The organism is Rhodococcus sp. 05-2256-B1 (assembly GCF_002258465.1).
Classification (GTDB): Bacteria; Actinomycetota; Actinomycetes; order Mycobacteriales; family Mycobacteriaceae; genus Rhodococcoides; species Rhodococcoides fascians.
Genome location: NZ_NOZA01000013.1, coordinates 1 through 13,279 on the forward strand (window position 1 = coordinate 1; position 13,279 = coordinate 13,279).

General features: G+C 63.5%; 11 protein-coding genes. 2 read left to right on the forward strand and 9 right to left on the reverse strand.

Features of this window, described 5'->3' with window-relative positions:
* Positions 1 to 231: 231 nt before the first annotated feature.
* The gene (locus CH285_RS04990) at positions 232 to 1,227 is read right to left on the reverse strand and encodes a DUF4192 family protein (RefSeq protein ID WP_015586055.1); all 996 of its coding nucleotides are present in this window, start codon (positions 1,225 to 1,227) and stop codon (positions 232 to 234) included.
* Positions 1,228 to 1,579: 352 nt separating this feature from the next.
* Positions 1,580 to 2,503: a DNA processing protein DprA gene (locus CH285_RS04995; RefSeq protein ID WP_052047799.1), complete on the reverse strand. Its 924-nt coding sequence runs from the start codon at positions 2,501 to 2,503 to the stop codon at positions 1,580 to 1,582.
* Positions 2,504 to 2,790: 287 nt separating this feature from the next.
* Here CH285_RS04995 and CH285_RS05000 point away from each other — a divergent pair, with 287 nt between their 5' ends.
* Positions 2,791 to 3,318, forward strand: coding sequence for a hypothetical protein (locus CH285_RS05000; protein WP_015586057.1), 528 nt, complete (start codon positions 2,791 to 2,793; stop codon positions 3,316 to 3,318).
* 40 nt (positions 3,319 to 3,358) lie between these two features.
* Positions 3,359 to 4,360, forward strand: a complete 1,002-nt coding sequence (locus CH285_RS05005; protein WP_015586058.1) for a hypothetical protein — start codon at positions 3,359 to 3,361, stop codon at positions 4,358 to 4,360.
* Positions 4,361 to 4,373: 13 nt separating this feature from the next.
* Here the strand turns inward: CH285_RS05005 and CH285_RS05010 are convergent, their stop codons facing one another.
* From CH285_RS05010 to CH285_RS27785, 7 genes are all read right to left on the reverse strand, one after another.
* A complete protein-coding gene (locus CH285_RS05010) occupies positions 4,374 to 4,994 on the reverse strand; it encodes a DUF2637 domain-containing protein (protein WP_015586059.1) in 621 nt (206 codons plus the stop codon).
* Positions 4,994 to 5,878 carry a CPBP family intramembrane glutamic endopeptidase gene (locus CH285_RS05015; protein ID WP_015586060.1) on the reverse strand — a complete coding sequence of 295 codons (885 nt, stop codon included), beginning with the start codon at positions 5,876 to 5,878 and terminating at the stop codon, positions 4,994 to 4,996. Before CH285_RS05015 ends, CH285_RS05010 begins: the two co-directional genes overlap by 1 nt.
* A gap of 100 nt (positions 5,879 to 5,978) precedes the next feature.
* Complete coding sequence (locus tag CH285_RS05020; RefSeq protein WP_015586061.1) at positions 5,979 to 6,617, reverse strand: hypothetical protein; 639 nt, start codon at positions 6,615 to 6,617, stop codon at positions 5,979 to 5,981.
* Between the two features lie 6 nt (positions 6,618 to 6,623).
* Positions 6,624 to 6,749, reverse strand: a complete 126-nt coding sequence (locus CH285_RS28230) for a hypothetical protein (protein WP_254924250.1) — start codon at positions 6,747 to 6,749, stop codon at positions 6,624 to 6,626.
* A gap of 103 nt (positions 6,750 to 6,852) precedes the next feature.
* Complete coding sequence (locus CH285_RS05030; RefSeq protein WP_015586063.1) at positions 6,853 to 7,503, reverse strand: helix-turn-helix domain-containing protein; 651 nt, start codon at positions 7,501 to 7,503, stop codon at positions 6,853 to 6,855.
* A 3-nt stretch (positions 7,504 to 7,506) separates the two neighbouring features.
* Positions 7,507 to 12,879 (reverse strand): telomere-binding protein, encoded by a 5,373-nt coding sequence (locus CH285_RS05035; RefSeq protein ID WP_032364989.1) that lies wholly within the window; start codon positions 12,877 to 12,879, stop codon positions 7,507 to 7,509.
* 223 nt (positions 12,880 to 13,102) lie between these two features.
* Complete coding sequence (locus CH285_RS27785; RefSeq protein WP_015586065.1) at positions 13,103 to 13,273, reverse strand: hypothetical protein; 171 nt, start codon at positions 13,271 to 13,273, stop codon at positions 13,103 to 13,105.
* Between the last annotated feature and the right edge of the window lie 6 nt (positions 13,274 to 13,279).

The following is a 13,279-nucleotide window of genomic DNA, read 5'->3' on the forward strand; positions in this document are numbered from 1 at the left end:
GGGCTGGGGCTGGGCGCTGCGCGCCCGCCGCTGCAGGCGAAACGGCAAGCCGTTCCGAAGAACTCGCGGACTCGGTCGAAGCGCTGCGCGCCTTCGCGGTTGCATCTGTTATTCGATCGCGCTCAATTTGCAATTTGCAATCGAGAATTTTTCGAGGGCGGTCGAACCGAAACCGGCTCGCCGATGCATGGTGTATTCAGCGAAACCGGTTTCGGATCAATCGCATTCAAGTCATTCGTTACGGGATCGCTCGGATTCTGCATCGAGCGCAGCGGGCCGAATCTGCTCCCACAGCGCCGGGTTGATTCCCGCGTTGTATGCGCGTTCGAGCAGCTGCCCCAAGGAATGATCGGGGGCGAGCCCACGGGCAACGTTCATTGCCTCCCGCGCCGGCACCGCCTCCCGTCCGATCCAGTAACTCAGCGAAGCGAGGACGAAGGCGGGGCCTGCCTCGCTGGCGGGCAACACCGCGCCAACCTGCCGCCACAGTTCGCCGAGGACTGCGGCGTTGGCTTCGGTGAAGTGAACGAACAGCACATCGCGCACGCGCACGTCAGAGGCGGCGGCTGCGAGCATCGCAGCGTGGTAATCCGATATCTCGATTCCGCGGTTGCCTGAATCGAGATACCCGGCGAGTACCTCGCGGTGGATGGTCTCTGCGGCCGAGATCGGCCCTACTGCCGGGAACGCCCCGCGTGCAGCCCGCATCATGTCCACCACACTCGCGGCGCGTTCGGCACCGAACTGTTCGGCAACGAAGCCCGCGCGGATTTGGGCGCGAGAGGCCAGACGTACCTGCCCCTCGAGCAACGCTCCGACCACGTAGGGGTGAGCCGTCAGGTCGACCGCCTCGCCGACCTCGTGCGGTCCCGCCAGTACCCCGTTCATCAAGTAGCGGCGCGCACGTCCCTCGTGGAACTGGAACACAGCAACGTCATCGCCCGAGAACTCGTGGAGAACGGCCATCGATGCCGCATCGGCGTGTGTGTCACTGCCGAACACGACCACCACGCGCGGTCCGGATAGATCACGCACGGGGTGACCGCTGGGCACCAGCAACGGGGCACCACCGATCGGCGCTTCCTCCCCCAGCGGGCAGGCCATGACGGCCCCGCCTGTCGAGTTTGGGGTGAACACCACCATTTCGTTCTCGGGAACGTAGCGGACCAGCATCACGGCCACGGCAACAGCATCAGCGGGTGAGGAGATACGAAAAACAGAGGACATCGGACAAACCCCTTTCAGGGCACAGGGGCAGATGGTCAGTCCGCCCGATCAACAGAACACCCACAATCTAGCCGAGACCACCGACAAGAACGGCTCACGCGCAACACATTTGGTCCCCGGCGCACTCGGTGCCGGGGACCGCACCGAGTGCGCCGGGGCTCGGTGGGGAAAGACAACAGGCCCGCCCATGTGTTTCGCTGGGCGAGCCTGTTGTCGAACGTCTAGGGAGAAGCGAAAGGATCAGAGCGACAAAGGCTCTCGCTCTAACTCCTCGGGAGCGGAGTCGGCTTCCGAGGCCCATCTAGGGCTCACGTCCATACCCGACCACACTTTCGGATCGGTGTCGAGCCGATCAGGAGACGTTCGGATCAGCACACACGCCAGCAGCCGACATTGCAAGACGCGCCACACCGTCGATGATCAACGTATGGCATCCGTTCGACGCTGCGGAGGTGACCGGCCCTGGTACCGCGTACACCGCCCGCCCGAGCCTGTGCACTTCCCTGGCCACAGACAGTGCACGTCCGCGTGACCCGGCCTCGGGCACCACTACCGCATCGGAGAGAGCCGCCAGCAGCGCGCCACTCCCGTTGAATCGTTCTCGTCGAGGCTCTGCACCGAACGAGTACTCGCTCACCACCACACCCTGTTCCGCGACGCGCTCGAGCAACCGAGCGTGACCGGACGGATACGCCCGATCCAAGCCGCACGGCATTACCGCTACCGGTCCTGCACCGACCCCCAACGCTGCCCGCAACACCGCTCCCTCGATCCCGAACCCGCTGCCCGACAGGACCGCCACCCCACGCATCGCCAGATCCCCGGCAAATTCCGACGCGACATGCTCGCCGTAAGCGGTCGCAGCCCGGGTGCCGGTGAGCGCCACCGCCGACACATCAGCACCGGGCAGCGCGCCCTGTCCACGAACCCACAGAGCGACCGGAGTCGATCCCTCCAGCCATCCGGCCATCCGCAGCCGCTGCGGCCACTCAGCGTCCGCAGGAGTGACCAATCGTGCTCCCAGCGTTGCCGCCGTCTCGAGGTCTGCCTCGGCACCTGAGTAGTCCCACGAGCGAGCCGTCGCACGCAACAAGTCCTCCGACACCTCCCGATGCCGCACAGCCTCGGCTGCAGCCTCCACGCCCGATAAGGACACCGCCAGATGCACCAACGAGCCCTGCCCCCGCGCCACGTGAGCGAGATACGCCCACGCAACACGCTCACGCCACACCATCTCGCTACCCGACACCGCGTTCTCGCTCGACACACCGCTCACGACGAAACCCTCCCAGGGCTAACACAAGGGCAGATGGTCAGTCCGCCCGATCAACAGAACAACTCGAACCTACCCCGACACACCGACAAAAACAGCACCTGACAAGCGAAAATGTCCCCGGCGCACCCGGTGCCGGGGACAGCGGGTGCGCCGGGCGGTAAGTTCACGAAGCGGCCAAAAGAGCAGACCGAAGTGTCCTGTTCGAGTGATACAAATACCGGAGCAGATCTCACGGGCCGCCGACGAAAAACGCACCAACCGCGACGTTCGAGAGGGAAGCTGCACACATGACCGAGCCCGAGCCATGGCGTCGAAGCAAGACGCCGGCCCCGCTCCCCTCGAATTCCGCCGACGCCCGAGCGATCAGCGAACTGACGGACCCGGAACTGGCTGCGATCATTCGTGACAACCTCCTGCCGCGCTCGAACACCGCCGGCGATACAGCCAATTGGCGTGCATTCTGGAACACCCTCACTTTCGATCCGCAGCTCAACGATCGCGCAAACGCGATCATCGATGTCTACGTCGAGCAAGCAGCAGCAGCGCTCGATACCGGCGAACTCGACGACGCCCAATACAAACGTGCCGGCAAGTTCCACGACCTGTGTATCCACGCCCTCGACAGGCTCGACAAGGTGGTCGACGACCCCCTGGCCTGGGCTGGTGCGCGAGCTGCCGGATTCAATCCACGCTCTCGTGAGGTCATCAACACCCTCGTGCAGGCCATCGCCGATCACCGAGACGACGGCGACGACGCCAAGCTCTGGGCGATTCTCGCCGAAGTTCGTTTGGATCCAGGCCATCGACGCCGGTAAGCGCTCCGCTCAACATGGCCGCCCGCGGAGCCTCTGACCGATGAGCTTCTGGGATTCACTTGCGGCCGGCCTCTCGGAGGAGCCGCCGCGACGGGTGATCGTGTCGACCAGAACGCTCAGGTCGGCGATCGAGGACACCTTGATCTATGGGTTCTCGCGAGCCGCCCTCGAAGTGGTCCTACCCGACGAACTCGACCTGACGTGGGCAGGTACAGGTACCCCGGTTGAGGCCGACACCAAGCGGTCGCTGATCGATGGTTACCTCGTAGGATTCGAGATCCCCCAGCTCGTCGCACTGGCGCGTCGCGTGCTTGCAGAATGCGACGTCGCGGACCACGGGCTCGCGGTGCTGATCGCAGAGTACGAAAAGGGCTCCAGCGGTGTCGATTCTCCCGCAAAGAACCTCATTTTCGCGGCCAATGGTCCCAAACCGGAGATGGTGCTCCGCGACGCGGTCAGCAACGACATCCTGATCACCAAGAATGCTGAGTTCTGCCTGGTCTACGACAGACCGATAACCGAGGCCGGCCTGTCCTTTCAGGAGCTGATTCAGTGGTGGCGTGAGCACCAAGCAATGGCAGACACGGACGATCGCGATGTCGGGCGGTCACTGTACAAACGGCTGCGAGAGAGCCTCGGTAAGAACGAACCCGAGCGGATGGTCTTGGACGTCTACTCACGTCGATACGGAGAGCACGGCTTCGGTATTCCCCCTCTGATCCCGCAGGTCTACCTCCACTACGACCCGTACACCAAGTATCAACGCAAGGGCAGCAGTCCCCTCGAACGCCAACGCATGGACTTCTTGCTGCTCTTCAGTGCAAGAAAACGCGTCGTCATCGAGGTCGACGGTCGTCAGCACTACGCCAACGAAGACGGCCGCGCCAGCACGCAGCTGTACGCCGAGATGGTCACCGAAGACCGACGTCTCCGGCTAGCGGGATACGAGGTCTATCGGTTCGGGGGCAAAGAGTTCGAGAGCCCCGACGCGCCGTCGATGCTCGCAGCATTCTTCGACGAACTGAGCTCGCGAATGAAGTAGACCGACGGGGAACTCATGCCGGGGCGAGGTATCGATCCTCCTCAGAGCCGATCTGGAGTTCGTCCTCGGCGGCTGCGATGACTGCGTCGACGACCTCAATGGGTAGCCCGGTCTTGGTGGCCACTGCAGCGTGCTCGTGGCCTTCGCTGGCCAGTTTCAGGACGTGGACACACAGAACGGCTGTTTCGGCCTCTGTGGAGCTGTTCGGGGCCGAGTGACGCTGGTCGGTGCTGTCGTCTACAGCTGATGCTTCGAGTCGGACCAGCTGGATCATCAGGTGCGTGGTGACCAGCAGCACCAGCGGCGGCGCAGCAGCGGCCAGCGCGGCCACGGTGAAGGTCGAGCTGTAGTCCACCATCGAGACGTGCACGATGTTGCCGGCCGTCGATGCGATCGACCCGAGAATCAGCAAGGCCCACGCGAACCAGCGGTGTGAGGCGTCGACGACGAGCATGAGTGTTGCGAGGATTACCATTCCGTCGAGCACCAGTGGCAGAACCCATCCCAGTGTTGCCGGGTATCCGCTGGCAGTAGCGAGCTGCCACAACGATATTCCGCTCTTTGTGAAGGCGCTGATACCGATCACCGCATTGCCGATCACCGCGCAACGTTTGATGGTTGTCAGATTCCTCATCAATGTCCTTCGCTGGTGGTGATCGAAAAGTGGCCGGCCGCTGCCGTCGGGCGTGCTAGATCGGCGTGCTTGAGGGTGGGTGTGTTCGACAGTCGGTAAATCGACCACAGGGCGGTGAATGCGATACACCCGCCGATCACTATCTGAGCCGCGGTGTAGTCACCATTGTTCGCAATGACGAATGCATTCCAAGCTGTATGGGCCAGAACGAGTCCCGTGAGACTGCGGAGTCGATAGTAGACGTAGACGGCCACAGCGCCCCATACGAACGCCGACAACGCTTGCCCTGTTCCCTGGTACAGATGGATGGAGGCTCGAAACAGAGCTGAGCTCGCGATGACGATGCCGAGCATCCACGGCTGGACGCGCCAGACCAGTCCGACGACCCCGAAGAGCAACAAGACCGGAAGCGCACTGAAGAACGGTTCCTCGGCCAAGCCGGCGACGAGAAGGTGCGCACTGTTCCACCATTGTGCCGGGTTGCCGTAGTCACTGGTGCGCGAAAGGTTTTCGGCATCCTCGGGGGACAGCAACGAGGCCATGCACAGGCCGATGGGGAACAATCCTGCACTCATCAGCGTCCGCGCTCGCCACGTCCCAGGGAAGCTGTTCGGTTCGGTCTCGTTCGGTTCGATGAACCGGCGCACCGCCGCGACGAGAGCGAGACCGGCAACTGCGGCGAAGAAGAGAATTAGGAAGCCAATTTGAGCGCCGGGCATCGTCGGCGGGGTCGACTCGGTGACTACCTCGGATCCGGTACCGAGATGCCTCTGAACCGAGACTAATGCCTCGAAAGGCCAACACACGACTAGGTAGGCGGCAGCAAGCCCGAGCGGAACAGCAGCGATATACAGGCTTGAGTTCCAGTTGTTGTTGCGATTCATCGCGATTCACTCTTTCTTTGACATTCTCTCGTCGCGGCGACACAGGACAGTCATGGGTGCGGATACGAGTACTGAGCGTGGGTACGGCGGTCGAGGCTGATCAGTTGTCGAGTAGGCCCGCACCGCGGGCAATAGCGGGTAGGTCGATCGGTGGTGCCCATGCGGCCCACACGCGGGTTCGGCCGAGCTCGACGACACGGTCGTCCGGATAGAGCCGCCATGGGCCGACGCGGTCGAGCAGTTCACCGACGAGGGCGTCGGCGTGGAAACGGGTGGGAACGGTGACGAAGTCATCGAGCGGGCCCCGCTTATGTAGTGCCGCGACGGGGCGTGGTGCGCCTCTGGCGATCGCTACCTGCCGCAGGTCCGGAGAGCCGTGGGGACGGAGGATCGCCACGACATGGGGGTCCAGCCATCGTCGCTCTCGCCATTCCTTGCGGACACCGCGGCCACGGGGAAGATCGAGCCCGGTCAAGACAGTTCGTGCATTGTCGAGGGTCTGCTGTTCGACACGTCGGATTTCAGGAAGGGGAAATTGAAGTTGCTGCAACCGGCGGACGGGAATGGCCGCTCGAGCGCGAGGTGAGCCCTGCAGCCAACGCTGAACGGTACGGCGAGTCACCCCGAATGCCGCTGCGACATAGTCGATATCGACACCACCGTTGACCAAGGGGCCGTAGCACGCGGTGAATGCGACCTCGAGCTGTCGTTTGGTCCACCGCGGCCGCTTCGGGTTCATGTCGCTCTAATGGAGTGGTCCGAGAAAGACGCCGTATCCCATTTTGGCCTGCACAGCCATGCTGACGAGGATCAGACCCGCCAACGCAGAAACGACGCGGGTCTTCCACTGCTGAGACTTGGTCTCGAACATGTCTTTCTGATCCCTCCTGCAGAGCGCTGCCGTGCGCGATTCCACCGATACCGTAGCGGTTGCACCGGACACTCCGAACACCTGAACTCGCAGACTCTTATGGTCAGACCGGGTCGATGGAGATGTTGTCGATGCTCTCGAAGGTCCATCCGTCGACGTACCGATCGCTGGCGTAGCCGCTGAGCCACTTCGAGAGCGCTTTGTCGCCGCCGCGTTCGTACGCCGACCACATCGACTCGACATCGGATGGCGACATACCACTCTGATCCGGGGGGATCTGGATGGAACGATTGCGAATGTAGAACCCTCCCCCACCGGCGACGCCTTGTCGGCCCTTGATCTGTACGCGCGCACCGTATTTGGCGATCGACTTGCCCTGTTTGCTCTCTCGGACAGCTTTGATGGCGGCGCGCCGGCCCTGTTGCGTCGTCGCTGCCTGCCGCGACTTGGTGGTGAGCTTGCTCAGAGTCTCGGCCTTCGGCTTCGAGATTCGCTGGCGTCCCTCGGCGGCAACCCAGCGTTCCACCGTACGACGTGAGACTCCGAGATCGCGCGCAGCTGCGGCAGTGTTCACCCCGCCCCGAGTGCCCGGGCCGTACGCGGCGAGGAGCATCCCACGCATGTCAGGGGTGGTGCCGGCCTTGCCGGAGACATCGGCACCACGCCTGCCCGTCAAGCCCTGGAACAGTGAGCTGCGTCGGCGTTCGTCTGCTTCCAGGTTCTCTTTGAAGCCAGCATGCTTGCGCCCGGCCATTGGCTATTCCCCCTTGCCTGTCGTGGCATCCCAGTTCATCGTCAGCGCTTCCTTGCCCTTGTAGCGGCCACCGACGAGGAACTCGAGATGATCGCCGAGTCGAGCGGAGCCCTCCCACTTGTATTGGCCGAACCCTCGACCGAGCTGCTTGTCCTCCCCAGGCCAGGACGCGATCGGATCCGGATCGTTGCTGGTGTAGAGAACCGTGTCGTTCGTGATGGCCACCGGCCACCGGTCGGAGACGGTGCCGATCTTGACGATGCGACGAGTGATGTTCGCCCGCGCTTTGGCGATGATGTGATGGCGTCGCTCAGGCGAGAAACCTGCTCGTCCGGTCATATGAACCGAGGACCCCATCTGGCCGATCGTGCGCGTGTAGACGCCCTTGAGCAGATCTCTGGCCAACTGAGCGTCGACGTCGTCGACGTCCAAAGCTGTTCGTGCGTCCCGGATTCGCTCGTACCACGGATCGAGTACTCGGCCATGTTCGTTCCACACGTAGGCCTCGACAGGTTCGAGCTCGTAGCCGAGTTCTCCGGCGACCTGCAGACTCGGTGTGGTCACCCACAGCAGGCCCGGCCGGCCGCCGAGAGGCATCAATGGATGTGGGATGCGCCAGTCCCCTGCCTCGGGAACCTCTACCCGCCAATAGCCCGGCAGCTTCTTGTCGAACGCTCGCCCGTCTGGATGATGAGTGGCCGATCCGATCGGCATCTCCAAACCGGCGATTCCCGCAGCATGCGAGCCTCCTCGGTCGTACGCGTGGACGTAGATCATCGATGTCTCGTCGCTGGTCGGTTTGCGGGACCATGCGTAATCGTCCTCGAGGGAGCTGATGGTGGCCGGGCCGACGGGAGTCTGTGCCCCGAACATCCGCTCGCGGTCCTTGAATCGAGTCGAGATCATCAGGTCGAAACCTGTGGACTGCGGGGTGATCACCCACGGCATCTTCAACGCGCTGGCGAACAGCGACAATCGACGCGCGAGTTTGCTCGGGGACGGTCGGTCTCCGAGAATAGGGATATCGCGTGGATCGGCGTTCATGCCGGCAGCCAGGACGACCCACACACCGCGGTGCTCGCCCTGGGTGCGCCACACACGGGTCCACGCACCGAGCCGGTCACCGGGCTTGCCCAGGGTCCAACCGTCGGCGATTGCATCTGTGACGAACGCTGTGCCGGCAGTGGCCTCGCCGACGTCTTTGCGTCGCTGCGACGGATCGTCGCTCAGCGTGCTCAGATCCACCCCGAACTTCTCGGTCATCGCCGCGGTCACCCAGATCTGTCCCGGTTCGCTCTGCCACGACGAAGTCTGAGTGCCCAGACGCAGCTCCTGCACCAGCGCGGCGACATGACCGACGTGAGAGATGTTCTGTGGCAAATTGATTCGACTTCCGTCGGGCATCCAAATGCCATCGACGTCCAGGACGGCGGCAGGGGCAGCGAACGGGTTGGCCGCGGTCTTCGCGGGAGCTGAACGCCGAGGCTGCGTGGTCTCGAGCGGCGCACTGGGTTGCGCAACCGTAGGAGCACTCGACTCGGCGGCCTCGGAAGCAGCTCGACGAGCAGGTTCGTTCGACGGCCGCGGGCCAGTGGAGGCGGGTGCAGGCGGCTTCGCTGCGGCTGCGGTATCGGCAACCAGTGCAGCGCGGGAGGCAGCTGTGCTTCCGAACCAGCACTGCGCGTGCAGAACGTGGCCATCGAAGCGAAGGCCCGAGCCCACTCCGCACTTCACGCACGGGACGCTCGGCGAAATATGTTCTGCCACAGCGATATGGCCCTCGGCATCGGGGTAGCTTCCCACTGGAATGTCCTCCTGTTCGGAGTTGTCAGACGTAGCTTCCGCGTCGTTGGCACGAGAGCTGCCCGTCGTCGATGAGGTGTCGCTGTTCGATACCGAGAACAACGTCGCGAGGTCGGCCACTGCGGAGGTCGAACCCGGAACGTCGCTCGGTGTCGTACCGTCCGGTGCATCGTCGGGTCCGCCATCAGCGTCGAAGATGCCGATCTGACCGTCGTCGGGGCCGTCGCCGAGGATCGCCCACAGACGGAGAGCGGTCATCCGCTGCCGCCGTTCCTCACAATGGATGGTGCGTTGGACGGTGTAACGGGGTGTCTTGCCTGCGCGTTCCTCGGCGATCAGAACTCCCTCGTCGTAGAGGGCCCGCAGCGCCGTGCCTCGATCGATCTGTGGAGCATCGGACATCGTCGATGCCGCGGCTTTCAGAACCTGTTCGAGGGCAGTCGATTCGATCAACAGCTGCGCTTCACCGTCGCGTGGTCCGGGGTCGGTGAGCACGTACCCCAACCGGATCCCGCGTGCGTCTTCGCGGTACTTCTTGACGTCCTGATAGTCCGAGACCAACGTCCGTCGCCACCCCAACCGGCCGGCGAGCGGGCGGTCGGGTGCTTCACCGGTACGAACGTCGTCGACGTAGGCCAACCCGGTACGCAGTGCGTGCGCAAGGAGCTCGCGCACCCGCGCCCCGGTACGTGAAGGCAGATCGGGATCGGCCGCAGCGACGACCGCGTCGTGCAATCCGCCGTCGACGACGTCGAGAACTTGCTCGACCTCATCGGCATCGAGCGCGCCGACATCGAGCAGAAAAGCGGTGAACGCCTGCCACCCTGCCCACACTGCACCGACCGCTTCGGCCTGGCGCACGGTCTCACCCTGCTCACGTAAGCCCTCGGCGTAGTGCGCGCCCTCGTTGAAGACCTTTTCCCGCAGTTCCTCGAGGCGGGGGCACAACCACTGCAGGAACGAGGCCATCAGCAGGGCGCGTCCATGTCGAGACTGCTCACTGTCGAGTCGAATCAGCTCGTCGAGTTCGATCTCGTCGGACTGCAACGGCACCACCAACATGCGCTGAGCGCCGGACCCTGGTCGAGGCATGACCTCGGAGGTCACCATCGCGGACGATCGGGGGGCGGTGCCGTCGAGGATGCTCAACCCGTCGCGACTGGAACGGCTCCGTTGTTCGCCGTTGTGGACCATGCGCGCGAACTCTTCGAGCGCTTTCTGTGCAGCCCCCCAGTCTCGTGTGGGAGCGACATCATCGGCCCAGTACAGCGCATCTTTCGACGAATTCAGTTTGATGCGAAGCGCATTGAGAGTGTCACCGTTACCTGACATCGACGATGCCGGCCGCCGACGATCCCACAGCTCACCGAAGTGATGCATCGCGATCGACGCGATCGAGGTCTTGTACGAACCGGGCGAACCAATGAGCGAAAGAACCCAGGGGTTGGGTCCCAAGGCCGCGCGAAAGACGTGCCCGAGCAACGGAGCAGCGATTCGCACCGGCAGACGCGTCAGCATCGATCCCGAATCGACCATGAAGGCATCACGCAATCGAGGTGCATCGGCGATCGGGCACGGCAGGTCGTAACGCGAGAGCGGTCCACTGAGCAGAACCGGCGCAACACGGGCACCGGCAGCACTGATAGCGCCACCCGCGTGCACGTAGAACCACTCGTCGTTTCGGTCCTTACGCCAACCGGTGGAACGGAATCGAACCGTCCGGGCAATCGTCACTCCACCCGCCACTTTCAGGGCGTCGCGAAGTTTGGCGATTCCAGAGGGTTTGGAGTCGTACGTCGGCGGCCCGGGAAGAGAATCCGCCCAGGTGCAGTCCCGATAGTCCTGTGCGTCCACCCGCATACGCATGAACTCGCCCGTATCGGGATGGGTGTACCCGATGACGACAGCGGAAAGCTGTTCGGGCGACGGCGGATTGGCTTCCCGCTGCCCGACGATATCTTCGCGTCCGAGCAGGGTCGGTGCGTCGACGTCGAGGCCGTCGTCCTGCGATTCGAGGTATTCCATCTCCACGATCCGAGCATCGATGCTGAGCACCATTTTGGCGGTCTGCTCGCCATCTCGGTTGGTGACGATTTCGACGAGGCTTCCCTCTACGACCCGATACGTCGGTGCAGATATCTGAGCGCCGCGGGTGGCCGCCCCGACCAGGTGCAGTCGGGGTCCGTCAGGGAGCGGATGTGTCGATTCACCGGCGTCGATGTGGCTGGATCCGGTCGCCGGCGGCACCGCGTCGTGCTCGTCCTCGTCGTGCAGCAGCGGTGGAATCGGAGTGCGCGAAATATCGTGTGCGGCACGGGCAGCCGTGCGGGCAGTACGCCACACAGCGGTAGCGGCATCGACCGCTTCTTGCGACCACTTCGTGCCCTCAGCGGCAGCGAAACTACGCACCGCATCGACGGCTTCGCTCAACGGCTCGAACAGGCGCTCCGCCTCGACGGCCCAGCGCCCAGCGAGGCGGATCTCGTCTGCGCACTCATCCTGGTGACCTGATACTCGCCCGCGCTCGGCACGCGCAGCCGCTTCCTGAGCCGCCTTTTCGACCTCGGCGGCCTTGCCGCGCAGCTTGGCCAGCGCAGCATGTGCCGCAACCTCACCGACATGGACGGGAATCAACCCGTTCCACATATCGTCCGGATCCCACAGCTGGGCCTCGACGTGATCTGTGAAGTCTGATTTGTCATCTGTTGTGCCGGGTAGCAGCAGTTGTACCTCGGCATCAACTGCGCCGAGCAGCGACGCCAGTTCGATGCCGCGCTCGTATCCTGCGGCGTCACGATCGAGCACAACGCGCACTGCGGCACCGGCGAACACCTCGGCGAGCTGTGGCGGAAAGTTCAGGCCACCCTGGGCATTCGTGGTCGCGCACAGACCGAGACGCATCGCGGTCTCGACATCCTTTTCGCCCTCGAGCAGCCACACCGGCTGGCCGGCCGACAGCGCCGCTTGCAGCTGCGGCATCGCGAACAGGACCGGAGTGAACACCGCAGGCTTACGTTTGACGTACGTGCGATTCGGACCGACGAACAACTGCCGGAATCGTTTGTGTTTGACGCCGCACGAGGTGCACTCCTCGCGGATGACCTCCTGCACCAATACGCTGTCGGCATCGGTGTAGGGATAGCGCGCAACTTCCGACCAAGAGTGCTCGACCTCGGGCTCCGGCATCGGACCGGCAATCCGAGCAGGCAGACGCCCCAGACGCCCACGTCGTTTGCCCGCTGCCCGTTGCTGCGGGGATCTACCGACACGCGGTGCGCTCGGATCCCGACTCGGCAAGGGTTCGTCGAACAGATCGGACACACCGATATCGAGACGCTCGGCGATTTCTGCGGCCGTCGCTGAGCAGCCATGGCACCGCAGCAGCACCATTCCAGAACCGTGGTGGCCCGGAGTCCAGGTGACAGACAGCGAAGCGTGACGGTCGTCGTGAACGGGGCATCTCGCCTGAAACTGGGTACTCGATGTGGCTTTGAAGCCGCCGAGCTGCTCGAGGCGTGGACGGATGTTGTCCATCGACCACATGTGGCCGCGGTTGGGAGTCGGTGACGTCACGACTCACCGCCGACACGTAGATGTACGACGCGCGCTGGGTTCGGAGCGCAAATCACGGCGAGGCAGGGGTACTGAGCTATGATGTCAATACACCTCCTGTCGTGTTCGTGGTTGTTCCCGGTGGGTGGTTGGAGCGGAGCGATTCGCTCACTTGTGAATCCGGAAGACCCCCCTTCTCGCCGCCAAGCACGAGGGGGGTTTTTCACTGTCTAGGGGTAGGTCATCACGCGCCCAGCTTGTACTGTGCGGGATCGATTCGATCTTGGATGTAATGCGGCATGGGTAGATCATGGTGCAGCGCCATGACATAGACGTAGTAGTCGCTGAGGTCGAGGCCAAGGGCGTCGGCCTCGTTTTTGTAATGCGCATACTGCGTGTCGGGCGTGCGCACCATTGCGGG